Source organism: Pseudomonas sp. B329 (genome assembly GCF_023127835.1).
GTDB lineage: Bacteria > Pseudomonadota > Gammaproteobacteria > Pseudomonadales > Pseudomonadaceae > Aquipseudomonas > Aquipseudomonas synxantha_A.
Genome location: NZ_SPKP01000053.1, coordinates 41,962 through 66,286, shown reverse-complemented (window position 1 = coordinate 66,286; position 24,325 = coordinate 41,962). Strand labels below are relative to the sequence as shown.

Here is a 24,325-nt window from a genome sequence, read left to right as displayed (position 1 = left end):
GTTGCTCCTGGAGTTAGAGGAGCCGCCACAATCACTTCCACATGATGGGGTGGCGACTGTACGCAGGTGTGGAAGACCGGACTCCAGGACCCCGGCGCACTCGAAAGTGCCCCGCGCACAGCCGCCATAACACTTTATAGCGAGCATGAAAAAAGCGCCCGCTAAGGCTATGGGCGCTTATACGCCTGGAGAGTTCGGGCTTCCACACCCGTTCGCTGATTTTGCAGCGACCCGCGAAGGTTAGCGGCGACACTCATCGGACGCAACCCGAAGTTTGTGTAAGAGCGGTCTGATGAGCTCACTCTTTGGATCAACGTCAGCGGGTGGTCGTTGCCGCAAGGTTGATCGAGATGGAGGCGCAGGCGCTGGGGGCTGAAAACGACAGCTATCTCACTGACGCAATGCGATCCAAGTGTGGGAGGGGGCTTGCTCCCGATGAGGCCGTGTCAGTCAATACATCTGTGACTGACCCACCGCCATCGGGGCAAGCCCCCTCCCACATGGGGTCGGTGTACACCAAACCAGATGTACACCAAACCAGATGTGCACTGCCCCCCCAATCAATACCGAATCATCACCGACTTAAGTTCGGTGTAATCCTCAATAAATGCACTGCCAAACTCCCGCCCAACCCCCGAAGACCGGCACCCACCAAACGGCACCGCCGGGTCGAGCAAGGTGTGCATGTTCACCCACAAGGTGCCTGCCTTGATGGCCGGGATCATGCGCAGGGCCTTGCCCAAATCGTTGGTCCACAGGCTGGCGCTCAACCCGTAGGGCCCGTGGTTCATCAGCGCCAGCAGTTCGTCTTCGTCATCGTAGGGCAGGAAGGTGGCGATGGGGCCGAAGGTTTCTTCGTTGAGCAGGGTGTCGTGCAGGTGGTTGGCGAGGATCACCGTGGGTTCGACGTAGCAGCCGGGGCGGTCGATAAGGTGGCCGCCGTGGATGATCGTGTTGTTTTCGGCGCGGGCCTGGTTGAAGTAGCCGAGCAGTTTGTGCTGGTGCTGCTGGTGCGTGACCGGGCCGAATTCGGTGTGTTCGTCCAGCGGTGAGCCGATGTTCAGGCGGCCGAGGCGCGTCTTGAGTTTTTCCAGCACGGCGTCGATTTGCGAGCGGTGCACGAAAAAGCGTTCGGCCGCCGCGCAGATTTGCCCCGAATGCAAAAAGCCCGCTTCGATGATGCCGTCCACTGCCTTGTCCACGTCCATATCGGGTAGGAAGCCGGCGGCATTCTTGCCCCCCAGTTCCAGGGTCGCACGGGTGAGGCCGGCGCCCATGGCGCTGCGGCCAACGGCGATGCCGGTGGGCACTGAGCCGGTGAATGAAACCTTGTGCGTGCCGGGGTGTTCCACCAGCCCCTTGCCGACATGGCCGCCGCCGGTGAGCACATTCAGCACACCCGCCGGCAGCCCGGCGTCGATGGCCAGTTCAGCGATGCGCAGCAGGGTCAGCGGCGTGAATTCGCTGGGCTTGATGATGATGCTGCAGCCGGTCACCAGCGCCGAGGCGAGTTTCCAAATGGCGATCATGGTCGAGAAATTCCACGGCACGATGCCAACCACCACGCCCACTGGCTCGCGCAGGGTAAAGGCGGTGTAGCGCTCGCCATTGAACGACGGCAGGGATGGGGTCAGGGTCTGGCCGCTGAGCTTGGTAGCCCAGCCGGCGTAGTAGCGCAGGAAATGCGCGGCCTGGTCGACCTCGAAAGCGCGGGAGATCTGGATGATCTTGCCCGACTGGCACGTTTCGATCTGCGCCAGTTCTTCACGGTGCTGTTCCAGCAGATCGGCCAATTTGAGTAGCACGTTGCCGCGTATGGCGGGCGCGGCCTGGGACCATCGCTGGAAACCACGGTTGGCGCAAGCGACCGCGGCGTCGATATCCGTCAGGTCAGCGTCGGCCACTTCGGCGATCACCTGGCCGGTGGCAGGGTTGATGACGTTCAGGGTTTGATCGGCGTGGCTGCGCACGCTGACACCGTCGATAAACAGCCCATGGCGGCGACGCAAAAAGGCTTCGACTTGAGGCAGCAACGGGATATCGCTCATGGCAGGTTCCTGGCAATTCACAAAAGAAAACCCGAGGGTAACCAACGCACCAATAAGCGGCTTGACTGTGCCTGCCAGGTTTTATGCCTGTGCCTGCCGCGCCTGTGAAAAGTACAAGCTTGCCTGCCGAACGTGCATTTCCCGCCAGCACGGCCCGTTCGATACTGGCCCTGCATCCAGCGCCGTTCCGCAATCCGGAACGCCTGTCGGACTTCCAATAATAAGCAGGGCCGTCCATGAAAAAGCCAAACCCGCTCCTTGAAGACCTCAAACCCCTTTTGCCGGCCATTGCCGCGAATGCCAGCCGTGCCGAGCAACTGCGCCAGGTACCGGATGAAAATATCGCCCTGCTCAAAAGCATCGGCCTGCACCGTGCCTTTCAGCCCAAGGCCTTCGGCGGCCTGGAGCTGACGCTGCCCGAGTTCGCCGACTGCATCGCCTTGCTCGCCGGTAGTTGCGCCAGTACCGCCTGGGCGATGAGCTTGTTGTGTACTCACAGCCACCAACTGGCGCTGTTCTCGGCCCAGTTGCAGCAGGAAATCTGGGGTGCCAACCCGGATGCCACGGCCAGCAGCAGTATTGCGCCGTTCGGTCGGGTGACCGAGGGCGAGGGCGGGGTGTACTTCAGCGGTGAGATGGGCTGGAGCAGCGGCTGTGACCATGGCGAGTGGGCGATTGTCGGCTGCCGTCGCCAGAACGCCGAAGGCACCCAGGATTACTGCTTTGCTGTGTTACCGCGCAGTGACTATCAGATTCGCGACGACTGGTTTGCGGCCGGCATGAAAGGCAGCGGCACCAAGACCCTGATCATCGACAACGCCTGGGTGCCCGAACACCGTATCCAGAAGGCCAAGGACATGATGGAGGGCAAGTCCGCGGGCTTTGGCCTCTACCCCGACAGCCAGATTTTCTACGCGCCGTATCGGCCATATTTCGCCAGTGGCTTCTCCACCGTCAGCCTCGGTGTGGCCGAGCGTATGCTTGAGGTGTTTCGCGAAAAAACCAGGACGCGGGTGCGCGCCTACACCGGTGCCGCCGTCGGTGCAGCCACCCCGGCGTTGATGCGCCTGGCCGAGTCCACCCACCAGGTCGCCGCCGCCCGAGCGTTCCTGGAAAAAACCTGGCAGGAACACGCCGAACACAGCGCCGCCCACCGTTATCCCACGCGGGAAACCCTGGCGTTCTGGCGCACCAATCAGGGTTACGCCACCAAGATGTGCATCGACGCGGTAGACCGCCTGTTCGCCGCTGCGGGCGGGAATGCCTGGTTCGAGCACAACGAGATGCAGCGCCTGTTCCGCGATTCCCATATGACAGGCGCCCATGCCTATACCGACTACGACGTGTGCGCGCAGATCCTCGGCCGTGAGCTGATGGGTCTGGAACCCGACCCGAGCATGGTGTAGCCGCGCCTATCACCCATAACAATAAGGGCGGCCACTCGCGGCCACCTGGGAGTCTTGCATGTCTGACGTTTTCGACCCACGGGCCTTTCGCCGCGCCCTCGGCAACTTCGCCACCGGTGTGACGGTGGTCACTGCCGCCACCGCTTCCGGGCACAAGGTCGGCGTGACCGCCAACAGTTTCAACTCGGTGTCCCTCGACCCGCCGCTGGTGCTGTGGAGCATCGACAAGCGCTCCAACAGCCATGCAGTGTTCGAGGAGGCCAGTCATTTTGCGGTGAATGTGCTGGCGGCGGACCAGGTGCACCTGTCCAACAACTTTGCGCGCCCCCGTGAAGACCGCTTCGCCCTCATCGAGTACGAGCCGGGTGAGGGCGGCTCGCCAGTGTTCGCCGATTGCTCGGCGCGCTTTCACTGCGAGAAGTACCAGCAGATCGATGGCGGCGATCACTGGATCATGATCGGCAAGGTGGTGGCGTTCGATGACTTCGGCCGTGCGCCGTTGCTCTACCACCAGGGCGCCTACGCCGAGGTCCGGGCGCTGCCTCCCTGCGCGCCCGAGGTGGTTCAGAACGGCACGGCCACCACCAGCTGACTGTAGACATTGGTGCCGTTGCCGCCGACCTGGTTACCGCCGGTGTCGGCCGCTTTATCGGGTTTGTACAGGCCCAGCAGCGGCGTGATGATCAGGTGGTCGTTCACGGCCCGTACAGGTCCAGTTCGCGGCCATCCAGGTTCAACTGGCCGCGGGTGCTGACGGTGTTGTAGTCAAAGAACAGTGCGCCGAGGGTGATGTTGCCCAGCGGCTTGACCTTGAGCGCTACGTGCTGCACCGCCGTGTTGCTGTTGAATGGGCCTGAATAGTTGCCCGCCACTTCGCCCTGCACCCAGGTGCCGTAGCCACGGTTGAAGCCTGAGAACATGCCATCCCAGTTTTTCGAATAACGTGCGTAGCGGTAGGTCAGGTCCGGTGACCAGGGCAGGTGGGCAAAGGTGTAGCCGGCTTCGACGTAACCGGCGTTTTGCTGGCTGTCGCGCCTGTCCTGGCGGGCCAGTTCGAAAGCCAGGTGCGCGTTGTCGATACCTGCATTGCCGGCGCCGCGCAGGCTATAGAGGTTCATGCCCTTGCGCTGGCGCTGCAGGTCGGTGGCGAAGCGCTCGTCCACATCGATGCCGTGAATGTAAGTCAGCCCCAGGGTGCCCGGCGCGGCGCTGTACTCCAGGGTGCCGGCGGCCATTTCGGTGAGGGCTTGGGCGCGGTTGTCGGATTTGATCCACATCAGGCTGCCATGCACGCCGTCCTTGCCACCCAGGCGAATCACCGCAGTCTTGTCGAAGGCATGGCGCGCGGCAATGTAGTAGGCGCCGCCGCGATTGAACTCGCCGTTGCCTACGCCATTGCCGAGGTTGGGGCCGTCGTCGTTGATGATGAAGCCGTCGCCCAACATGATGATCTGGCGGCCCAACGACAGGTCTACCCCATCCTTGCCCAGCGCCGGGAACAGCTCGCCGGAGCGCCAGCCGGCGAACGCTTCGTCAAACTTGGTGGTGCGCTCGGTGCCGTTGGTCAACCCCGACGCATCGCCGTCGCCCCAGGTGCCGGAACTCACCAGGTTCGCCGTGCCGTATACGCCGCCCAGGTTGCCCAGGCTCTGCTCGACGCTCAGGCCGTACTTGATGAACCCCTCGCGCCAGGTGGAGCCGCCGCTGCGGCCATCGTAGTTCTTCGGGCTGTTGAACAGGCCGTAGACGGCAAGGAAGTTGCCGGTGACCTGGGTGTCGGTATCGGCATACAACTCGATGGCCTGGGCCTGGCCGACCAGCAGTGCAATGCCGAGGCCGACCGCCTGGCGCAGGCGGCGGTTTTTCAGTGTGTGCTCCATTGTTATTGTCCCCAACTTGGTTAAGAGTGAGGGCGCATTAGGGCGAGCGGTCGCAGGCCAAGTCTTTCATATGCGTGCCAGGCAGTTGACCCTGGCCGCCAGGCGATACGCCGTGGCAGGCAGCAACAAAACCTTCGGCAGACAGGGGCAAGACGATCGAGCCAGGTGGGGCGCAGAGTGCCGACACACTAAAAAAACCGCTTTCGAGGACCCCACCATGTCGATCAACGACCGACTCACCGCGCACCTCAACCGGGGCACGGTAGGTTTCCCCACCGCGTTGGCCAGCACCATCGGGCTGATCATGGCAAGCCCGGTGATCCTCACCGCCACCATGGGTTTTGGCATTGGCGGCAGCGCCTTTGCCCTGGCGATGCTGATCGCCGTGGTGATGATGCTGGCCCAGGCGACGACCTTCGCCGAGGCCGCCTCGATACTGCCCACCACGGGCTCGGTGTACGACTACATCAACTGCGGCATGGGCCGGTTTTTTGCGATTACCGGCACTTTGTCGGCGTATCTGATCGTGCATGTGTTCGCCGGTACCGCCGAAACCATCCTCGCCGGGGTCATGGCCCTGGTGAACTTCGAACACCTCAATACCCTGGCAGAATCGGCCGGCGGCTCGTGGCTGCTGGGCGTGGGGTTCGTGCTGGTGTTCGGGGTGCTGAACGCCTTCGGGGTCAGCGCGTTTGGCCGGGCAGAGATTATCCTCACGTTCGGCATGTGGACCACCCTGATGGTGTTCGGCGTGCTGGGCCTGATCGCCGCGCCGGCAGTGCAGTTGGATGGCTGGTTCGGGGAATCACTGGTGGGCACCGACCTGGTCACCGTGCTGTCGCTGGTGGGCATGGCGATGTTCATGTTCGTCGGTTGCGAGTTCGTTACCCCGCTGGCACCTGACCTGCGCCAATCGGCCAAGGTCATGCCAAGGGCGATGATGCTCGGGCTGATGGGCGTGGCGACATGCATGTTCATCTATGGCGCCGCGATGAAACGCCAGGTGGAAAACGTGGTGCTCGACGCCGCCTCCGGCGTGCACCTGTTGGATACACCCATGGCCATCCCACGGTTCGCCGAGCAGGTGATGGGGCAGATCGGGCCGCTGTGGCTGGGCATTGGCTTCCTGTTTGCCGGCGCTGCAACCATCAATACCCTGATGGCTGGCGTACCGCGCATCCTCTATGGCATGGCGGTGGATGGCGCGTTACCGAAGGTGTTCACCTACCTGCACCCGCGCTTCAAGACACCGCTGCTGTGCATCCTGGTGGCCATGCTGATCCCGTGCCTGCATGCGCTGTACCTGGGCGGCAACACCGACAACATCATGCACCTGGTGCTGGCGGCGGTGTGCGCGTGGAGTTTTGCTTACCTGTTGGTGACGCTGTCGGTGGTGATCCTGCGCATTCGCCGTCCGGATTTGCCCAGGGCCTATCGCTCGCCGTGGTTCCCGCTGCCGCAGATCGTCTCCAGCATCGGCATCCTGCTGGGCATGTGGTTTATCACCCCGCCAGGCATGAACCCGGCCGACATTTATGTGCCGTTTGGGGTGATGCTCGGCGTGACCGCCACCTATGCGTTGTTCTGGACCCTGGTGGTGCAGAAGGTCAACCCCTTCAAGCCCGCCTGCGTTGAGGAGGTGTTGGCCAAGGAATTCAGCCACGAACCGGGGCCTGCCCATGACGGTTATAACGACTTTGCGGCAAAAACTGTATGAGCTGTTCAGCGCAGACCGTGCACCGAGCGGTTATCGACCTGGGGTGACCCTGGCGCGCTTACGGCGTGATCTAGGCCTGGCGACGCTTGAAGTGGACGGTGTGAACTTCGAGATTGTCGAGCGCACCGAGTCGCAGTTGTTGATGCACCTGGTGCTGACCGAGTGCGTCCTGCGCGTACCTGCTTCAGCGAGTGGCGCTGGCAGCTTCGAGGTGCACCATGGCGGCGCTATTCGGCGCAACGGTATCCGCGTGCGCCGGCGCTCCGGCAGCCAGGCTCTGGCGTGTGAGCTACAGTCGCGTTTGCTGGCCGACAGCGGGTTGTTCCAGGCGCTGATGCCGCTGGATTTCAAGCGCCTGCGCATTGATCTCAAGGACCGGCAATGGTGTGTGCGCCTGGAGCATATGGGCGGCAGTGAGGTGGTCAACCGGATGCCTGCGTTTCGGCGTTACATTGCGTTGAGCACCGAGCAACGCAGGTATCTATTGGCAGCCATAGGTGGGTTGCAGCGGGTGATGTCTGGCCTGTGAAACCAATGACGCACCTCTGTGGGAGGGGGCTTGCTCCCGATAGCGGCGGGTCATCCAATGAATGTGTTGGCTGGCCCACCGCTATCGGGAGCAAGCCCCCTCCCACATACCGTTTGGCATCATTAGTGCTTCTGCAAAGGGCAAACAGGTTGTTGTTGCGTGCATATAGATAACATGTTAACTATTGCATCAGAACAACAAAAAGAACGCCACTGCGGAGACACCCCCATGAGCATCCCACAGCATGCACCCGACGGGCTCGACAGCTGGAACCGCGAACTGCGCGCCGCGTGCGGCCACTTCGATACCGAACTGGCCTTCAACCGTTCGCTGTTTATTGGCGAGATCCACAACTTGCCTCGTGGCTTGGCCATCCTGCGCACCAATGCCGGGCTGATCAAACGCCCGACGCACCACGCCGATCACGACAATGACCAGGAGTGCTTCCTGGTCAGCCAGCGCAGCGGCTATTCGCAGATCACCCAGAACGAGCAGACCGTGCAGCTGGCCCCCGGCGAGATGCTGTTGATGGACTCGGTGGGCTCGATCGAAATCACCCCCTTTGGTTTGATCGAACATGCCTCGCTGTCGTTGTCGCGCACCGAGGTGTGCAAGCACCTGGGCGGCCAGGCGCGGGCGTTCGGCAAGATCTCCTCGACCAAAGCCTGTGGGCGTATGTTGCATGTGCTGATGGATCAACTGTGCAAGGACGACACTGACGACGACGCCACGCAAGTGGACGCGCTGCAGGCGGCCTTTGTGTCGCTGCTGGGCTCGGCGCTGGAGCAGGGTGATGAGTGCCGCGAGGGCGTTGCTGCGTTGCAGGGCAATAATCTGCGCAGCTATGTGCAAAAGGTCATTGATGAGTCATTGGGCCAGCCTGGCCTGAGCCCGATTGGCCTGGCCAATCGCCTGAATATCTCGGTGCGGCACCTGTACCGTTTGTTCGAGGAGCAGGACGACAGCGTCTGCCGCTACATCCAGCGGGCGCGGCTCAAGCGCAGTGCGGACGACTTGACCAACCCCTTCCTGCGTAGCGAGTCGATCACCTCGATTGCCTACAAGTAAGTGGGGCTTTACCGACTCGGCGCACTTCAGCCGGTCGTTCAAGAAGCAGTTCGAGGTGTCGCCCAAGGATTTTCGCTCCAGCCGGTTGCAGGCGGTGGGGGCATAAACAGGTCCTTCAGGCTGCAGGAGATCCAATGTGGGAGGGAGCAAGCCCCCTCCCACATGGGTCCCCGTTATTCGGGCAGGGTGGAGCCACCATCGACCACCAATGTCTGCCCGGTGATATAGCCAGCCAGGTCAGAAGCCAGAAACAGCATGGCGCCGGCAATATCCGCAGCCGCGCCCAAACGCCCCAGTGGCACACGGCTGGCGATGCTCTCATTCAGCGCGGCATCGCCCAGGTTGCTCATCGCCGGCGTGGCGATCATGCCCGGTTCCACGCCATTGACCCGCACATTCAACGGCGCCAGTTCCAGCGCCGCGTTGCGGATAAACCCATTCACCCCAGCCTTTGACGCCGCATAGTGGCTCAGCCCCGGATAACCCACCCGATTGCCGGTGACCGAAGACGTCACCAGCACGCAACCCCGGCCTTGCGCGCGAAACATCGGTAACGCCGCCTGGGTCAGCCAGAACAGCGCCGAAAGGTTTACCGTCAAGGTGCGTTGCAAGATCGCCGGGGTGATGTCGGCAAAGGCTGTCAGCGGAAAATACCCGGCGTTGTGCACCACGATATCCAGTTGCGCCAAGCCTTGAACGCAGGCAAACACCGCCTCGGCTTGCGCCAGGTCAACACCTGCGGCCTCGACCTGATAGCCCTGCGCGCACAACCCAGCGGCCACCCTTTCAGCTTGTTCCAGCAGGCGATCAGCAATCACCACCCGCGCACCGCGTTCGGCAAAGGCTTGGACGATGCCCAGGCCAATCCCTTGGGCGCCGCCGGTGACCAGCACGACTTGGCCGCTGAAATCCAGGTCATTGGGCATGGGCAGGCTCCAGGCGCGTAAACGCCAGCGTCGGCACGTCGACGATGCTGGACCCACCGTCCGCCACCAAGGTCGCCCCGGTAATGATCGATGCGTCGTCGCTGGCCAGGAAGCGGCATACCTTGGCGATCTCTTCGGCCCGGGCGGCGCGGCGCAGCGGCACATCGGCACACACGCGCTCGTACGCTTGCTGCAAGGTGTCGCCGTACGCCTCCATCAACGGCTTCATCTCGGCATCGGCCATCGGCGTGTGCACCCAGCCCGGGCACACCGCGTTCACGCGCACGCCGTGGGGGCCGTAGTCCCGTGCCAGCGAGCGATTGAGCCCGAGTAACGCATGTTTGGCCGTGGTGTAGCCGCACACCTCGGGCCCCGCCGCGAGCGAGGCGATGGAGCCGATCAGCACGACACTGCCGGCGCTTTCCTGCAACAGCGGCAGGCAGGCGCGGGCACTGTAGAACGCGCTGTCCAGGTTACTGCGCAGCGCCGCTTCCCACGTAGACGGGCTGGTCTGGGTCGCGCTGCCCAGGCCATGACCGCCGGCACACGCCAGCAGTACATCGATACGCCCGTAGTGGGCGTGAATCTCGCGGATAAAGCCCTCCCAGGTGTCGGGGCAGGCGGCATCGCCCACCAGGATCAGGCCGCCGCTGGCCTGCGCCGCCTGTTCCAGTGGCTCGCGGCGCCGGCCGATCAGTACCAGCCGTGCGCCTTCCTGCGCGTACAGCCGGGCACAGGCGGCGCCGATGCCGGTGCCGGCCCCGGTGATCACTACCGTGCGCGGCTCAGTCACGGGGGTACTCCGTGCGGTTGAGCACCTGGCAATAGGAACTGATCGGGAAGTTCGACAGCGCGTCGAAGGATGCCCCCGCGTAGCCGAAGATCTTGCCGTCGCTGCGGTGTTGTTGCAGGTCGATCAGCACCAGGCCGAGGGTGGGCACGATCTTCTCCTGCCAGACGAACAGGTACAGCTGCTCGGCGATCTTGTAGTAATGGCAGCGGTCGGTGTCGCACAAGCCTTTCTCCACACCCTCAAGGCATTGCCAGGCATAGAACCGCGGGTTGAGGTAGATGTGCTCGTAGACCTCGCTGGGGCTGTAGCGGTAGTGGTTGCGCAGGCCCACCAGTTCCTCGGTGGGGGCGTGCAGGCAATGGCCCTCCTGCCACGGCCGGTCGAGGCTGCCGTGGAGGAACTCGGCGTGCACCGAGGTCAGCGGTTTGCCGGCCAGGGCGCGGTGGTAAAGACCTTCGTGGGTCTCTGCCGGCTCCGGCATACGGCCAATCACCGCGGTAAAGGAGGCAGTTGGCGTGTCCAGCACCAGGCTGATCGACCAGCTTTGCCCGGCCTCGTGCTTGATGAAGTCCACCAGGTACAGGCCCGGGCGAATCGAGCTGGCGCGGTAGGCTGCACTGCCGCTGGAGTGTCCGTCGGCGGCGTGCCAGGCCAGGCGCTCCTGTTCGAAGCGATGCTCGATCTGCCAGCCATTGGCAAAGTGCAGAGTGAAGGTCTGGCCCGCCAGGTCGGCGAGGTTCGGCAGGATGAACGCTTCGGGTGCAAAACCGTCGGCCAGGGCGCCCACGGTGATCCAGTCAGAAGAAGTGCTCATGGCAAGGCTCCTTACACGACGGCGAAGTAGTGTTTGACGAAACTCTCGCTGACCACTTCCCACAGCACCGGCGTGCCCTTGGTCACAAACCAGCTGTCACCGGCCTTGTAGCGGGTGGACTGGCCGGTGGACTCATCGGTGAGTATCACCTCGCCGGTGACCACCGTGGCTTGTTCGGCGAACGGGTAGACCATGCGGAATTTGCCCTGGGTGGTGCCGAAGTAAGCGCTGCTGACCGCATCGGTAGGTGCGCCGAATGTCATCTTGCCGAAGGCGCGCACCTCGCCTTCAAGGATCTGTGAGCCGAGGTCGGCCACGGTGCCCCAGGCATCGAGTTCCGACAGCTGGACGTTATGTTTGACGGTGGTGAGGGTCATGGCAGTGGTTCCTGATGAGTGAAAAAAAGCGAATCAACGACGCCCGTTCCAGTAGCCGGACAATTGGTGCCAGGATTTGCCCGCCGTCAGCAGCAGAGGGCGAATTGCGTCCTTGCCGATGATGGTCGGGCGGCGGATCGAGCTGACCAGGTCATAGCGCGCCGAGCCTTCGCTCATGCCTTCGGCCAGGACCTTGCAGATGATGTGGCTGGGCGTGACGCCAAAGCCTGAATAGCCCTGCACGAAAAACGCATTGCTGCGCCCCGGCAAGGTGCCGATCTGCGGGAACAGATTCGGGCTGCACGCCATCGGGCCGCCCCAGGCCAGGTCGATTTTCACGTCCTTGAGGTAGGGGAAAATCTTCAGCATCAGGTGGCGGTTCCAGGCTTTCAGGTCGCCGGGAATATGCTCGACCAAAGGCGTCGCGGCGCCGAACAGCAGGCGGTTTTCATTGGTTACGCGGTAGTAGTCGATCACCGGGCGGATATCGCTGTAGGCGCCACGGATCGGGCTGATGCGCTGGATCAATTCTTCGGACAACGGCTCGGTCATCATCTGGAACGCGTAGGTGTTGATGGTCGAGCGGTGCAGTTCCGGTTCGAGCTTGTTGAGAAAGCTGTCACAGGCCCACAGCAACTTGCCGGCGCGTACCGAACCGCGCCCGGTGCGCACGGTGATGCGTTCGCCGTAGCTGACCTCCAGGGCCGGGCTGTTTTCAAAAATCCTTACCCCATGGCCGGCCAGCGCGGTGGCCTCGCCCAGCAGCAGGTTCAGCGAGTGCACATGCCCGCCGCCCATGTGCAGCAGCGCACTGGTGTAGGCGTTGGAACCGATGATCTGCTGCACATCCGAGCCGCCGAGAAAGCGGATTTCATGCTGGCTGTTGACCGACTTGAAGTCCTTCTCCCAGGCGCGCAGAGTTTTTTCCTGGCGGGCGTTGAAGCCCATATAGCCGTAGCCGTGGCAGAAATCGGCATCGATGTTGTACTTGGCGATGCGGTTCTTGATGATATCTGCGCCCAGGTCGCTGATCTCGAACACTTGGCGCAGGCCGTCTTCGCCCACGTCCTTCTTGATCTTCTCCAGGTCATGGCCGATGCCCGCCATGATCTGCCCGCCGTTGCGGCCGGTGCCGCCAAAGCCCAGGTAGCGCGCTTCAAGCACCACGATATTGGTGATGCCTTTTTCCGCCAGTTCCAGCGCGGTGTTGATCCCGGAAAAGCCGCCACCGATCACCACGACGTCCGCGTCGATGTCTTGCTCCAGGGTGGGGAAGCTGAGGTTGTATTTCTTGGTGGCGGTGTAATACGTAGGGGTTTCGATGTTGATCATGGCGCAGCCTGAAAAAGTGAAGGAAGGCGCTAAAGCGGATGCCTCCATTAGGGCCCCTGACGGGCTGGAAGTCTTGATCCTGCGTGCCCGGTTTTTTGATTCAGCGCGCCACGGGCGAGGACACACACAAGTTATAGCGCGCTCGCTGGCGGGGAATGTTAGAGTTTCGTTAAATTATTAACTAAATACTTCGTGACCCTGATCCTATGTCCAAACCTCGACAATCCCTGACCCTGGCCTTGCTGCAAGCGCGTGAGGCCGCGATGAGTTTTTTCCGCCCGTCCCTGAATGAACACGGCCTGACCGAACAGCAATGGCGCATCATCCGCATCCTCGAACAGCACGGTGAGCTGGAGATTTACCAACTGGCGGAACTGGCGTGCATCCTCAAGCCGAGCATGACCGGCGTGCTGGTGCGCATGGAAGCCGCCGGCATGGTGCACCGACGCAAGGCCGAACAGGACCAGCGCCGGGTGCTCATTACCCTGGCGGACAAGGGCAAGGCGAGTTTCGAGTCCATGAGCCAGTGCATGGAGGCCAACTACCAGCGTTTGCAGGATCAGCTTGGCGAAGAGAAATTCCAGACCTTGCTGGGGTTGTTGGATGACTTGAAGAACATCAAGCGCTGAACTAATGACTGAACCACCGCGGGTCAACTGTGGGAGCTGGCTTGCCTGCGATAGCGTCGGGTCAGCTGGCTTATTTGTCGCTGATACACCGCTATCGCAGGCAAGCCAGCTCCCACATTGGATCTCAGTAGACACCACCGGTATTGGCAGCCACCGGTACGTCTTTGAACTTCCCGGCCAGGCTTTGCAACCCGCGCATCAACACGGTGGTATCCACTCCCACCGCCACGAACGTTGCGCCCAGTTCGATATAGCGCCGCGCCAGGCGTTCATCGGCACTGAGAATCCCCGCCGCCTTGCCCGCTTGAACAATGCGCACGATCGCGTCCTCTATCGCCGCCTGCACTTCAGGATGCCCGGGGTTACCGCGATGCCCCATGGCCGCACTCAAGTCCGCCGGGCCGATGAACACACCGTCCACGCCTTCGACGGCGGTGATAGCGTCCAGATTGGCCAGGCCCTCGCGGTTTTCAATCTGCACCAGCAGGCACATCTGCGCGTCGGCCTGGTCGAGGTAGTCGGTGATGCTGTTCCAGCGCGAAGCACGGGCCAGGGCACTGCCGACGCCGCGAATACCCTGGGGCGGGTAGTGCAGGGCGCGCACCAGTTCTTGGGCCTGGGCAGCGCTTTCGACCATGGGCACCAGCAGCGTCTGCGCGCCGATATCGAGCAGTTGCTTGATCAATGCCGTGTCGCCGACCACCGGGCGAATCAGCGCCTGGCTGGGGTAGGGCGCGATGGCCTGCAATTGCGCAAGCATCCCCGGCAGGTGGTTGGGCGCATGTTCGCCGTCGATCAACAGCCAGTCGAAACCGGCATTGGCGGCCAACTCGGCGCTATAGGCATTGGCGAGGCCAAGCCACAGACCGATCTGCACCTCGCCGTTGTGAAGGCGTTGTTTGAAGCGGTTGATAGGCATGTCCATGACAATCCTCCAGTGTTCAGACGAAGCGACAGGCGATCGAACCGAGCAGGTCGTAGTCGACGTGGAAGGTATCCCCGGGGCGAGCGGCCACCGGACGGGTAAACGAGCCGCCGAGAATCACCTGGCCCGGCAGTAGGGTGACGTCATGCGCCGCCAGCTTGTTGGCCAGCCACGCCACGCCCTTGGCCGGGTGGTTGAGCACTGCCGCCGAGACGCCGGACTCTTCGATCACGCCATTGCGATACAGCACCGCCGGCACTTTGCGCAGGTCGATCTCGGTGGGGCGCACAGCCCGGCCACCGAGTACCACGCCGGCATTGGCGGCGTTGTCGGAGATGGTATCGAACACCTTGCGGGTGGCGTTGGTCTGTGGGTCGACCTGCTGGATGCGTGCGTCGATGATCTCCAGCGCGGGAATCACCCATTCGCTCGCATCGAGCACATCGAACACCGTGCAGTTGGGGCCCTTGAGCGGCTTGCCAAGGATGAACGCCAGTTCCACTTCCACACGCGGCACGATGAAGCGTTCGAAGGGAATATCACTGCCTTCGTCGAAAAACATGTCATCGAGCAGGGCGCCGTAATCGGGCTCGGTGATGTTCGAAGAAACCTGCATGGCTCGTGAAGTGAGGCCGATCTTGTGGCCCTTGAGCGTGCGCCCGTTCTTGATCTTTTGCGCAACCCATTCGCGCTGGATGGCGTACGCATCCTCGAGGGTGATGCCGGGGTAGTCGAGGGAAAACTGACGCACCTGTTCGCGGCTGCGTTCGGCGCGGTCCAGGTGGGCGGCGGCCGCTAGGATTTGCTGGGAGTCGAGCATGGCAACGGTCTCTAGTGTGGGTTGACGATGGCGGCCTGAGTGCGCAGCACCAGCAGGCCACCGAGGGCGATAAACAGGGCGAGTACGTACAGGGCCAGGCTGGCGCTCTGGGTGGCGTCGCGCATCCAGCCGATCAGGTAGGGCGCGAGGAACGCGGCGATGCTGCCGAACGAGCTGATCATGGCGATGCCCGCCGCCTGAGTGGTATTGGAAAGAAACGCCGGCGGCAGTTGCCAGAACATCGGCAGCGCCGCGCTGGCGCCCATGCCGGCGACCACCAACCCGCTCATCACCAGCAGCGCATTGCCGGGCGCCAGGCCCGCGACGGCAATGCCGACAGCGGCCATCAGCAGGGGCACGCATAAATGCCAGCGACGCTCGCGCTGGCGATCGGACGAGCGCCCGCAGCCGAGCATGAAGAAGCAGCCGGCCAGGTAGGGCACGGCGCTGAGCAAGCCGACCTGACTGTCGCGGCCGATGCCGGCGCCGTGGATCAGGGTCGGCATCCAGAACGCCAGGGTGTTGACCGCCAGCATCACCGCAAAGTACACGGCCACCAGCAGCCACACTTGCGGGTCCCGCAGGATGCCGCTGAACGAGGTGATGGTCTTGCGCTGTTCTTCGTTGCTCAACTGGGTGCGCAGTTGCTGTTTTTGTTCGCTGCTCAACCAGTGCACCACTTCGAAACTGTCCGGCAAGCACTTGAGCACCACCAGCCCCAGCAGTACCACGGGCGCACCTTCGATCAGGAACATCCATTGCCAGCCGCGCAGGCTGCCCACGTCGTGGAAGTTCTCCAGGATCGCCCCGGAAATCGGCCCGCCCAACACCCCGGCCATGGGCACGGCAATGGCAAACAAGGCGGTGACCTGGGCACGTCGCCGCGCCGGGTACCAGCGGTTGAGAAACACCAGAATCCCCGGGAAAAATCCGGCTTCGGCCACCCCCAGCAAAAAGCGCAGCACGTAGAAGCCCCTAGCACTTTCCACCCACAACATGCCGGTGGAGAGCAGGCCCCACACCACCATCAGGCAGGCGATCCAGCGCCGTGGTCCGACCCGGTCCAGGGCCATGTTGCTGGGCACGCCGAACAGCGCGTAGGCAATGAAAAACAGCCCGGCGCCAAAGCCGTACACCGTGTCGCTGAACTGCAGGTCGTGGCTCATCTGCATCTTGGCGAAGCCGATGTTGATACGGTCCAGGTGGGCGAACAGGTAACACACCAGCAACAAGGGCATCAGGCGCCAGGTCACCAAACGATGGGTGCGGTCGTGCTCGGCAAGCCGCAGGCTTGCAGTGGAGTGGGCTGTGCTCATGATGTTGTACTTTTTGTCTGAGTGGCCGTGAGGGGAGGGCAGGTTTTTATCCCGCCGCGTTATTCAGAAACGCATGCACATTGTTCTGCTTGAAGTTGAGCTGTGGGTGCAACTCGACCATCTCGAACGACAGCGCCAACAACCGCTGCGCCTGCAATTGGGCGAAGTGCGCGGTGATCACCGCGAACACGGCTTCGGCCACCGCCTGGCGCGTGGCCAGGTCGCGGCCGTTGCCGACCTTGAGGGTCATGTGCACGAAGGCGTAGTCATGCTTGCCGTCGGCCATGCGCCAGGTGTCCAGGCGCACACCACGGCTACGGATGCCGCCCAACGGAAACACGCCACTGTCGCCCAGCACGCGGTGGATTTTTTCAAACAGGCCAGGCAAATCGGCCTGAGGTTCAAGGTTGTCGGTGTACTCAGCGATAAAGTGCGGCATAGGTTTCTCCCAAAGCTACAGCGGGAAAATCGCGTTGATCTGGCCAGTGCCCGAACTGCCGAACGGCGGCGTGATGATCTCGGCCGGCTGGGCATAGTCCGGCCCACCCAGCAGGCCCAGGAGCATGGCGGTGTCGTGCATCTTGCCTTCGCCAAAGCAGTGTTCGGCGTAGTCCGGCAGCATCGCGCAGAACTCTTTGAAGCGGCCTTGCTGCCACATCTCGACGACGTGCAGGTCTACCTGCTTGTCAAACTCACGGGTCCAGTTGTGGATATTCGCTTCGGCCTGGCGGTCGTCGGAAAAACGGTGGGACAACGAGCCGGACGCCAGCACCAGCACCTTGCGGTCACTCTTTTCGATGGCTCGGCGCACGGCGGCGCCAAAGGCGAAGCTGTCTTCCAGACGATGCCAGGCACACCAGGCGGCAATGGAAATCACCTTGAATTTTTCATCCTCGGGCACGCCCATGTGCATGTAACGCATGGGCACCAGCGTGCCGTATTCCAGCTCCAGGCTCGGGATGTTATGGGCCATGCTGCGCACGCCGGCCAGGTTGGCTTCGGCGGCGATCAGCTCGCCCAACTCGGGGCAGCCGGGGTAGGCGTAATCCATGTTCTTGATGAAGTGCGGCAGCTCGTTGCTGGTGTAGGTGCCCTGGAACTGCTCGCCACAGTTGACGTGATAACCGCTGTTGACCAGCCAGTGCACGTCGAACACCACGGCGGTGTCGGCCCCCAGTTCGCGGGCGCGCCGGCCGATTTCCTTGTGCCCGGCAATCGCCGCTTCGCGACAGCCGTGATGCTTGCCGGGCAGTTCCGACAGGTACATCGACGGTACGTGGCAGATCTTCGCTGCCAGAACCACTTCGCCCATGATGATTCTCCTGAATAATTATTCTTGTAAGGCTTGTGACGTCCCTGTGGGAGCTGGCTTGCCTGCGATTGCATCGACTCGGTAAGGCTGAAGGACCGCGGTGTCTGCATCGCGGGCAAGCCCGGCTCCCACAGGAGGCTTGTTTGATCCTGGGCTACACACCCCAGCGCGGAATGTGATGACTGCCCATGGAAATACACACGTTCTTGATCTCGGCAAACACTTCAAAGCTGTACTGGCCACCCTCGCGCCCGGTGCCCGAGCCTTTCACCCCGCCAAAGGGCTGACGCAAATCGCGCACGTTCTGGCTATTGATAAATACCATGCCCGCCTCAATACCGCGCGCCAGCCGATGAGCCTTACCGATGTCCTGGGTCCAGATATAGGACGCCAGCCCGTATTCGGTGTCGTTGGCCAGTTGCAGCGCTTCGGCTTCGTCCTTGAACGGGATCAGGCACACCACCGGACCAAAGATTTCTTCCTGGGCGATGCGCATCCGGTTGTTCACATCGGCAAACACCGTTGGCTGGATAAACTGGCCGCGGCTCAGGTGCGCCGGCAAGTTGGCCGGGCGCTCCAGGCCGCCGGCCAGCAGTGTGGCGCCTTCCTCCAGACCGATCTTGATGTAGCCGGTGACCTTGTCGTAATGGGCCTGGGTGATCATCGAACCGACCTGGGTTTTGGGGTCCTGCGGGTCGCCTACGATCAGGCGCTTGGCCCGCGCCGCGAACTCGGCGACAAATTGCGGGTAGACGCTTTCCTGAATAAAGATCCGGCTACCGGCGGTGCACCGCTCGCCGTTCAGGGAGAAGATCGTGAACAGTGCGGCGTCGAGGGCGCGCTCTAGGTCGGCGTCTTCAAAAATCAGCACCGGCGACTTGCCGCCCAGTTCCATGGAGTACTTTTTAAGGCCGGCGGTCTGCATGATTTTCTTGCCAGTGGCAGTGCCGCCGGTAAAGGAAATCGCCCGTACATCCGGATGGCGTACCAGTGCATCACCAGCGGTCGCGCCGTAGCCCTGGATCACATTGAGCACGCCGTTGGGGATCCCGGCTTCCACCGCCAGGCGTCCCAGTTCATTGGCGGTCAGTGGCGACAGCTCCGACATTTTCAATACGGCGGTATTGCCCAGCGCCAGGCACGGCGCGGTCTTCCAGGTGGCGGTCATGAACGGCACGTTCCATGGCGACACCAACCCGCACACGCCTACCGGCTGGTACAGGGTGTAGTTGAGCATCTGGTCGTCCACCGGATAACTGTGGCCGTCCATGCGGGTGCAGACTTCGGCGAAAAAGTCGAAGTTGTGCGAGGCCCGTGGGATCAGCACGTTTTTGGTCTGGTGGATCGGCAGGCCGGTGTCGAGGGTTTCCAGCTCGGCCAGGCGAGGCACGTTCTGTTCAATCAATTCGCCGAGCTTGCGCATCAAGCGTGCGCGCTCCCTGGCCGGGGTGTTGGCCCACTTGGGAAACGCCTCCTTGGCCGCCGCCACGGCTTGTGCGACTTCATCGGCACCACCGCTGGCGACTTCGCCGATGGCCTCGCCGGTGGCCGGGTTGTAGTTGATGAATACGTCTTTGCTCTCGACCTCACGGCCGTTGATCCAGTGTTTGATCATGTTGTTCAAGCCTCTTTGCGCACGGAGAAAAACTCCGTCTCACTGACAATACGGTTGACCAGGCGGCCCACGCCTTCGACTTCCACCACCACTTCATCGCCCGGCACCACATCGGCCAGGCCCTCGGGCGTGCCGGTGGCGATCATGTCGCCGGGTTGCAGGGTCATGAAGCTGGACAGGTATTCGATGAGGTAGGGGATATCGAAAATCATGTCTTGGGTGCTGCCTTCCTGGCGCAGCTCGCCGTTGATCCAGGTGCGCAATTTCAGGTTGCCTGGGTCGGGCACATCGGCCACGTCGACGATCCACGGGCCCACCGGGGTGGTGGCGTCGCGGTTTTTAACCCGCAGGTTGGGGCGGTAGTAGTTCTCCAGGTAGTCGCGGATCGCGTAGTCGTTGCACACCGTGTAGCCGGCCAGGTAATCCAGGGCGTCGGCGCGCTTGACGTTGCGCGCGGTCTTGCCGATCACCGCCACCAGTTCGCACTCGTAGTGCATGTAGGCGACGTTGTCCGGGCGCCAGCTGACCTGGCGGTGACCGGTGTAGGTGCCGACCGACTTGATAAAGGCCAGCGGTTCGGTCGGCGGTGTGAAGGCCAGTTCGGCGGCGTGATCGGCGTAGTTCAAGCCCAGGGCGAACATATTGCCGGTGGCGGGCGGCAGCCATTGCACCTGATCTTCGGCAAGCCGCCGGCCATCGCTGAGGCGCACGCTGTGATCGTCGTCTACCTGCACGGCATGGATCTGACCTTCAAAACGGATACGTGCGCGCTTCATGCCAGTGCCTCCGCCTGAACGATATTGAGCAGGCGGCCGACGCCAGTGATTTCAACTTCAACACGATCACCCGGCTGCACATCCACACGGCCCTCCGGTGTACCGGTGATCAGCACGTCACCGGGATGCAGGGTCATGAACTCGCTGATCTCGGCGATCAATTGTGGGATGTCGCGCACCCAATGGGCGGTGGAGTTTTGCTGGCGCAGCTCGCCATTGACGAAGAGCTTGAGGGACAGCTCGTTGGGGTTGGCCACTTGATCCCGCTCAATCACTTGCGGGCCCAAGGCGCAAAACCCATCGCGGCATTTGGCTTTGACGGCAGGGCGGTAATAGCTGTCTTCCGGCAGGCTGAATTCGTTGACCACCACATACCCGGCGACATGGGCCATGGCATTGTCCAGGCTGACGCGGCTGGCGCGCTGGCCGATCACCACGCCCAGCGCCGGGCCCGGTTGCAGGCGCTCGCCTGCAGGCTGCAACACCACGCCGCCATGGGCATTACGGGTGTTGGGCGTCTTGATGAACAACACTGGCTTGGTTGGCGGCTTCTGGTAGGGCGCCTGCTCGAAGGCGGCGAGATGTTGGTCCAGCAGGCCCTGGTAGTTCAGCGCAACGCCGAACAGGGTGCCGCTGGCAACATCATGCAGGGTACGGCTCATGCGTTTCTCCTGGCGGTGACGACGGCTGCATAGGCAGTTCGTTAAGTTGTTAACTTTATAATTAATATGTTAACTACCGTCAAGCGTGGCACACTCCGATGGCATCACAACAACAAGAGGAGGGCGACGTGCAGCCGATTCCCAACATCAACCTCGGGCAGGTCTACGACCAGCGTTACAGCGACGCCGAGGTGCATTACGACAAGCTGGGCAACCTGGCAGGTTTTTTCGGGCGCAATATGGCCGTGCATCGCCATGACCGGTTTTTCCAGGTGCATTACGTCAAGAGTGGCGCGGTGCGGGTGTATCTGGACGACCGCCAGTACGTCGAAGCAGGGCCGATGTTTTTTCTCACGCCGCCCACGGTGGCCCACGCCTTCGTCACCGAAGCCGATGCCGACGGGCATGTGCTGACGGTGCGCCAGCAACTGGTGTGGGGCTTGATCGACGCCGACCCCAGCCTCGCCTCCGGGGCTGCGTGTGTCGCGCTGGGCGCCGACGCCGATGGGCTGGACCAGCTTTTCGAAGAACTGTGCGGCGAGATCAACGCCGAACGGGCAGGCCGCGCAGCCGCCCTCGACAGCCTGACGCGCTTGATCATGATCCGCCTGCTGCGCCTGTGCGCCCACGCCCTGCCGGCACGGCCGACGGCCCATGAAGACCTGCGGATTTTTCACCGCTTCAACGAACTGATCGAAGCCCATTACCTGGAGCATTGGCCGCTGGCGCGTTATGCCCAGGCCATCGGCGTGACCCAGGCGCGCCTCAATGAGGTGTGCCGACGCATCGCCGACCTGCCCTCCAAGCGCCTGATTCTTGAACGCCTGATGCAAGAGGCCAAACGCCTTCTGTTGTTTACCGGCAGCTCCGCAAATGAAATCTGCTACCAGCTGGGGTTCAAGGACCCGGCGTATTTCAGCCGGTTTTTCCTGCGGTATGCGCAGATGACGCCGGGGGAGTATCGGTTGCGGCAGTCGGCGTTGCGTTGACGCGCCACGCTCCACCCAACGCCGTATACAAGTTCACCTCCGCCACCAGCTGCGCCAGCCTGTCCACGATCAACGCCTGTTGCGAGCTGAACAACGCACGCTGCGCATCGAGGAACGTCAGGTTGCTGTCCACGCCGCTGCGGTAGCGGTGCTGGGCCAGGTCGTAATAGTTCTGGTTGGCGGCAACGAAATCCCGTTGCGCATCCAGTTGGTCGTTGAAGGTCTGGCGAGCGGCAAGGCCGTCGGCCACTTCCTGGAAGGCGCTCTGGATGGACTTTTCGTACTGGGCCACCGTGATGTCCTTCTGCAACTTGGCGTAATCGAGGCTGGCACGCAGGCTGCCGGCGTTGAAGATCGGCAGGTTGATTTGCGGCTGGAAGGTCCAGGTGCCAGAGCCGCCCTTGAACAGCCCCGACAGCTCCTTGCTGGTGCTGCCGGCATTGGCCGTGAGGGTCACGGACGGAAAGAACGCAGCACGGGCGGCGCCGATATTGGCGTTGGCCGCCTGCAACTGGTATTCGGCCTGGAGGATATCCGGGCGGCGTTGCAGCAGGTCGGAGGGCAACCCGGCGGGGACGCGGGCGACCAGATCATCGGCCAGCGGGCGAGCGGGCAGATGCTCATCCACCGGACCGCCCACCAGCAGCACGAGGTTGTTAAGGTCCTGGGCGACCTGGCGTTCATAGCGAGCGACGCTGGCGCGGGTGCTTTCCACTGCGGTAAGGGCTTGCACCACCTCCAGCGCCGAAGCTTTGCCTGCGTTTTTGCTGCGGCTGGTCAGTTGCCAGCTGTGGTCGTTGGCCACCAGGGTTTGCTCGGCCAGGGCCAGTAGTTCCTGATCGGCGCGCCAGGTCAGGTAGGCGTTGGCCACGTTCGCCACCAGGCTCAATTGCGCACTGCGCCGGGCTTCTTCGGTGCCCAGGTAAGTCAGCAACGCCTGTTCGCTGAGGCTGCGCACGCGGCCGAACAGGTCCAGCTCATAAGCGCTCAGGCCCAAGGTGGCGGAATAGTTGGAGGTGATCGCCGATTTGCCGGTGCCTGTCACGTTACCCGGCAATTTCTGACGCTTGCCGGCACCGCTGGCGGAGATCGCCGGGAACAGGTCGGCGCGCTGTATACGATACTGCGCCTGGAACGCCTCTACATTCAGGGCGGCTACCCGCAGGTCGCGGTTGTTGACCAGGGCATCGGCAATCAACCGTTGCAGCGCCGGGTCGTGGAACAGCTGCTGCCAATCCGGATTCTGCGTCAGGTCGCCGGCCTGCGCCAGGCTGTACACGCCGCCTTGAGGAAACTGCGCAGGCGTCGGCGCTGCTGGCCGCTGATACTCGGGGATCAGCGAACAGCCACTGAGCGTCCACGCCACCCCGACGCAGCAAAGCATCCGTTTGTTCATCAGGCACCCACCATCCATTTGGCCAGGCCATGCCGGCCGCTCACGCCCAGCTTGGCGGCGGCGCGCTTGAGGTAGGTTTCGATCGAGCTGTTTTTCACACTGAGTTTTTCCGCGATCTGCGGCACGGTGCCGCCGGTCAGCAGGCCGAGGCACACTTCCTGCTCGCGCGCCGAAAGGGTGATATCGCTCAGAGCCAGGCGCTTGTAGAACTCGCGCTGCAATTGCGATTGTTCCAGCAGGGTGTGGGCCGGCTCCGTCTCGGCGTGCGGCACCTGACGCAGCAGTTGCGCGTGCCGCTCCATCAAAGGCAACAGGGTGTCCGACAAGCACTTGAGAAACGACAACTCAGCCAGGGAAAACCCACGCTGGGTTGGCGGCCGGTAGAACGAAATCACACAGCGTCGATTCCCTTGGCGCGATACCAGGTTGCACTGGTGCGAACTGCCCAACGGGTGCGCGCTGTTGGCCTTGGCTTTCATCTGGATCAACAACGGGTCTTGCATGCGCAGCATTTCGCGCATCAGCGGGTGGTCGTTCAACGGGTGCAGTGTCTGGGGTACAGACAACTCCTTTTTCAGCCCGGCGCTGCCCAGCAGCTTGATGTCGAGCACGCGGTCGCGCAGCTCATCGAGCGTCCATTCGCTGAGGTCCACCAGGTGAATCGGCACCCATTTGTCTACCAGGTGCAACATGTCTGCGGCGAAGCGTTCATGGCCGCTGTTTGAAATCAACTCGCCCATTTCGGCATAAAAATGCGGGCCCTGTGTGTCGCCAATACTGCGGGTCAGATTCATAGCCATCTCATCCTTGATGTCGAAAACCGTCTGCGGAGGCTCCGGGCTGCGGCGGGGCGATCCGTACTGCTTGAACGTGACTCGGCGTTCGAGTTTTTATTTAGCCATATGGATTTGTCCTACGTATGTAGCGGAAACGCGGGACACAAGCTGCCATAAAATCTGCGCCATTATTCCGACGTTTCTGGTCAATAAAACCGG

General features: G+C 62.4%; 21 protein-coding genes and 3 pseudogenes. 7 read left to right on the top strand and 17 right to left on the bottom strand.

Features of this window, described 5'->3' with window-relative positions:
- Positions 1–560 precede the first annotated feature (560 nt).
- Positions 561–2,048 (bottom strand): aldehyde dehydrogenase family protein, encoded by a 1,488-nt coding sequence (locus tag E4P00_RS23890; RefSeq protein ID WP_248133179.1) that lies wholly within the window; start codon positions 2,046–2,048, stop codon positions 561–563.
- Between the two features lie 236 nt (positions 2,049–2,284).
- On the opposite strand from E4P00_RS23890, the gene E4P00_RS23885 reads away from it, so the two are divergent.
- Together E4P00_RS23885 and E4P00_RS23880 are read left to right on the top strand one after the other, a co-directional pair.
- The gene (locus E4P00_RS23885) at positions 2,285–3,454 is read left to right on the top strand and encodes a p-hydroxyphenylacetate 3-hydroxylase oxygenase component (protein ID WP_194438711.1); all 1,170 of its coding nucleotides are present in this window, start codon (positions 2,285–2,287) and stop codon (positions 3,452–3,454) included.
- Positions 3,455–3,512: 58 nt separating this feature from the next.
- A pseudogene (locus E4P00_RS23880) lies at positions 3,513–3,986 on the top strand (flavin reductase family protein); the annotation flags it as partial.
- A 32-nt stretch (positions 3,987–4,018) separates the two neighbouring features.
- Here E4P00_RS23880 and E4P00_RS23875 read toward each other — a convergent pair.
- Positions 4,019–5,334, bottom strand: a pseudogene (locus E4P00_RS23875) (hypothetical protein).
- 217 nt (positions 5,335–5,551) lie between these two features.
- Between E4P00_RS23875 and E4P00_RS23870 the strand changes: the two are divergent.
- The 3 genes and pseudogenes from E4P00_RS23870 to feaR all read left to right on the top strand — a co-directional run bounded on the left by E4P00_RS23870 (position 5,552) and on the right by feaR (position 8,754).
- Positions 5,552–7,051: an APC family permease gene (locus E4P00_RS23870; RefSeq protein ID WP_122733803.1), complete on the top strand. Its 1,500-nt coding sequence runs from the start codon at positions 5,552–5,554 to the stop codon at positions 7,049–7,051.
- A complete protein-coding gene (locus E4P00_RS23865) occupies positions 7,014–7,580 on the top strand; it encodes a DUF3156 family protein (RefSeq protein WP_216091787.1) in 567 nt (188 codons plus the stop codon). The genes E4P00_RS23870 and E4P00_RS23865 overlap by 38 nt, the downstream gene beginning before the upstream one ends.
- 228 nt (positions 7,581–7,808) lie before the next feature.
- Positions 7,809–8,754, top strand: a pseudogene (gene feaR / locus E4P00_RS23860) (transcriptional regulator FeaR).
- A gap of 67 nt (positions 8,755–8,821) precedes the next feature.
- Here the strand turns inward: feaR and E4P00_RS23855 are convergent.
- The 5 genes from E4P00_RS23855 to E4P00_RS23835 are packed head-to-tail and all read right to left on the bottom strand — an operon-like array spanning position 8,822 to position 12,890.
- Positions 8,822–9,574, bottom strand: a complete 753-nt coding sequence (locus E4P00_RS23855) for an SDR family oxidoreductase (protein ID WP_248133178.1) — start codon at positions 9,572–9,574, stop codon at positions 8,822–8,824.
- Positions 9,564–10,367, bottom strand: coding sequence for an SDR family oxidoreductase (locus E4P00_RS23850; protein WP_248133177.1), 804 nt, complete (start codon positions 10,365–10,367; stop codon positions 9,564–9,566). Before E4P00_RS23850 ends, E4P00_RS23855 begins: the two co-directional genes overlap by 11 nt.
- A complete protein-coding gene (locus E4P00_RS23845; protein WP_078821794.1) occupies positions 10,360–11,181 on the bottom strand; it encodes a molybdenum cofactor biosynthesis F family protein in 822 nt (273 codons plus the stop codon). The genes E4P00_RS23850 and E4P00_RS23845 overlap by 8 nt, the downstream gene beginning before the upstream one ends.
- Positions 11,182–11,192: 11 nt before the next feature.
- The gene (locus E4P00_RS23840; protein ID WP_078821793.1) at positions 11,193–11,558 is read right to left on the bottom strand and encodes a cupin domain-containing protein; all 366 of its coding nucleotides are present in this window, start codon (positions 11,556–11,558) and stop codon (positions 11,193–11,195) included.
- Between the two features lie 33 nt (positions 11,559–11,591).
- Positions 11,592–12,890 (bottom strand): FAD-binding oxidoreductase, encoded by a 1,299-nt coding sequence (locus E4P00_RS23835; protein WP_103733833.1) that lies wholly within the window; start codon positions 12,888–12,890, stop codon positions 11,592–11,594.
- 206 nt (positions 12,891–13,096) lie between these two features.
- Here E4P00_RS23835 and hpaR point away from each other — a divergent pair, with 206 nt between their 5' ends.
- Complete coding sequence (gene hpaR / locus E4P00_RS23830; RefSeq protein ID WP_005789546.1) at positions 13,097–13,519, top strand: homoprotocatechuate degradation operon regulator HpaR; 423 nt, start codon at positions 13,097–13,099, stop codon at positions 13,517–13,519.
- Positions 13,520–13,643: 124 nt separating this feature from the next.
- Here hpaR and hpaI read toward each other — a convergent pair whose 3' ends face one another.
- The 8 genes from hpaI to E4P00_RS23790 form a co-directional block, all read right to left on the bottom strand.
- Positions 13,644–14,444 (bottom strand): 4-hydroxy-2-oxoheptanedioate aldolase, encoded by an 801-nt coding sequence (hpaI, locus tag E4P00_RS23825; RefSeq protein ID WP_248133176.1) that lies wholly within the window; start codon positions 14,442–14,444, stop codon positions 13,644–13,646.
- Positions 14,445–14,460: 16 nt separating this feature from the next.
- Entirely contained in the window at positions 14,461–15,264 is an 804-nt protein-coding gene (hpaH, locus tag E4P00_RS23820) for a 2-oxo-hept-4-ene-1,7-dioate hydratase (protein WP_078821789.1), read from the bottom strand.
- Between the two features lie 11 nt (positions 15,265–15,275).
- Positions 15,276–16,580, bottom strand: coding sequence for an MFS transporter (locus E4P00_RS23815; protein WP_078821788.1), 1,305 nt, complete (start codon positions 16,578–16,580; stop codon positions 15,276–15,278).
- Between the two features lie 46 nt (positions 16,581–16,626).
- Positions 16,627–17,019 carry a 5-carboxymethyl-2-hydroxymuconate Delta-isomerase gene (locus tag E4P00_RS23810; protein WP_248133175.1) on the bottom strand — a complete coding sequence of 131 codons (393 nt, stop codon included), beginning with the start codon at positions 17,017–17,019 and terminating at the stop codon, positions 16,627–16,629.
- 15 nt (positions 17,020–17,034) lie between these two features.
- Positions 17,035–17,892: a 3,4-dihydroxyphenylacetate 2,3-dioxygenase gene (hpaD, locus tag E4P00_RS23805; protein ID WP_078821787.1), complete on the bottom strand. Its 858-nt coding sequence runs from the start codon at positions 17,890–17,892 to the stop codon at positions 17,035–17,037.
- Positions 17,893–18,046: 154 nt separating this feature from the next.
- Positions 18,047–19,507, bottom strand: a complete 1,461-nt coding sequence (gene hpaE / locus E4P00_RS23800; protein ID WP_032880382.1) for a 5-carboxymethyl-2-hydroxymuconate semialdehyde dehydrogenase — start codon at positions 19,505–19,507, stop codon at positions 18,047–18,049.
- Positions 19,508–19,512: 5 nt separating this feature from the next.
- Entirely contained in the window at positions 19,513–20,283 is a 771-nt protein-coding gene (locus E4P00_RS23795) for a fumarylacetoacetate hydrolase family protein (RefSeq protein WP_078821786.1), read from the bottom strand.
- Positions 20,280–20,945, bottom strand: a complete 666-nt coding sequence (locus E4P00_RS23790; protein WP_078821785.1) for a fumarylacetoacetate hydrolase family protein — start codon at positions 20,943–20,945, stop codon at positions 20,280–20,282. Before E4P00_RS23790 ends, E4P00_RS23795 begins: the two co-directional genes overlap by 4 nt.
- A 98-nt stretch (positions 20,946–21,043) precedes the next feature.
- Between E4P00_RS23790 and hpaA the strand changes: the two genes are divergently transcribed.
- Positions 21,044–21,934: a 4-hydroxyphenylacetate catabolism regulatory protein HpaA gene (gene hpaA, locus E4P00_RS23785; RefSeq protein ID WP_179119839.1), complete on the top strand. Its 891-nt coding sequence runs from the start codon at positions 21,044–21,046 to the stop codon at positions 21,932–21,934.
- On the opposite strand, the gene E4P00_RS23780 is transcribed toward hpaA, so the two are convergent.
- A complete protein-coding gene (locus E4P00_RS23780; RefSeq protein WP_248133174.1) occupies positions 21,861–23,330 on the bottom strand; it encodes an efflux transporter outer membrane subunit in 1,470 nt (489 codons plus the stop codon). The two genes, hpaA and E4P00_RS23780, sit on opposite strands and share 74 nt — an antisense overlap.
- Entirely contained in the window at positions 23,330–24,124 is a 795-nt protein-coding gene (locus E4P00_RS23775) for a helix-turn-helix transcriptional regulator (protein WP_078821783.1), read from the bottom strand. The genes E4P00_RS23780 and E4P00_RS23775 overlap by 1 nt, the downstream gene beginning before the upstream one ends.
- Positions 24,125–24,325: the final 201 nt, after the last annotated feature.

Coding starts and splice junctions, on each gene's coding strand:
- E4P00_RS23890 (WP_248133179.1), bottom strand. CDS start 2,048: ATGAGCGATATCCCGTTGCTGCCTCAAGTCGAAGCCTTTTTGCGTCGC.
- E4P00_RS23885 (WP_194438711.1), top strand. CDS start 2,285: ATGAAAAAGCCAAACCCGCTCCTTGAAGACCTCAAACCCCTTTTGCCG.
- E4P00_RS23870 (WP_122733803.1), top strand. CDS start 5,552: ATGTCGATCAACGACCGACTCACCGCGCACCTCAACCGGGGCACGGTA.
- E4P00_RS23865 (WP_216091787.1), top strand. CDS start 7,014: ATGACGGTTATAACGACTTTGCGGCAAAAACTGTATGAGCTGTTCAGC.
- E4P00_RS23855 (WP_248133178.1), bottom strand. CDS start 9,574: ATGCCCAATGACCTGGATTTCAGCGGCCAAGTCGTGCTGGTCACCGGC.
- E4P00_RS23845 (WP_078821794.1), bottom strand. CDS start 11,181: ATGAGCACTTCTTCTGACTGGATCACCGTGGGCGCCCTGGCCGACGGT.
- E4P00_RS23840 (WP_078821793.1), bottom strand. CDS start 11,558: ATGACCCTCACCACCGTCAAACATAACGTCCAGCTGTCGGAACTCGAT.
- E4P00_RS23835 (WP_103733833.1), bottom strand. CDS start 12,890: ATGATCAACATCGAAACCCCTACGTATTACACCGCCACCAAGAAATAC.
- hpaR (WP_005789546.1), top strand. CDS start 13,097: ATGTCCAAACCTCGACAATCCCTGACCCTGGCCTTGCTGCAAGCGCGT.
- hpaI (WP_248133176.1), bottom strand. CDS start 14,444: ATGGACATGCCTATCAACCGCTTCAAACAACGCCTTCACAACGGCGAG.
- hpaH (WP_078821789.1), bottom strand. CDS start 15,264: ATGCTCGACTCCCAGCAAATCCTAGCGGCCGCCGCCCACCTGGACCGC.
- E4P00_RS23815 (WP_078821788.1), bottom strand. CDS start 16,580: ATGAGCACAGCCCACTCCACTGCAAGCCTGCGGCTTGCCGAGCACGAC.
- E4P00_RS23810 (WP_248133175.1), bottom strand. CDS start 17,019: ATGCCGCACTTTATCGCTGAGTACACCGACAACCTTGAACCTCAGGCC.
- hpaD (WP_078821787.1), bottom strand. CDS start 17,892: ATGGGCGAAGTGGTTCTGGCAGCGAAGATCTGCCACGTACCGTCGATG.
- hpaE (WP_032880382.1), bottom strand. CDS start 19,507: ATGATCAAACACTGGATCAACGGCCGTGAGGTCGAGAGCAAAGACGTA.
- E4P00_RS23795 (WP_078821786.1), bottom strand. CDS start 20,283: ATGAAGCGCGCACGTATCCGTTTTGAAGGTCAGATCCATGCCGTGCAG.
- E4P00_RS23790 (WP_078821785.1), bottom strand. CDS start 20,945: ATGAGCCGTACCCTGCATGATGTTGCCAGCGGCACCCTGTTCGGCGTT.
- hpaA (WP_179119839.1), top strand. CDS start 21,044: ATGGCATCACAACAACAAGAGGAGGGCGACGTGCAGCCGATTCCCAAC.
- E4P00_RS23780 (WP_248133174.1), bottom strand. CDS start 23,330: ATGAACAAACGGATGCTTTGCTGCGTCGGGGTGGCGTGGACGCTCAGT.
- E4P00_RS23775 (WP_078821783.1), bottom strand. CDS start 24,124: ATGAATCTGACCCGCAGTATTGGCGACACACAGGGCCCGCATTTTTAT.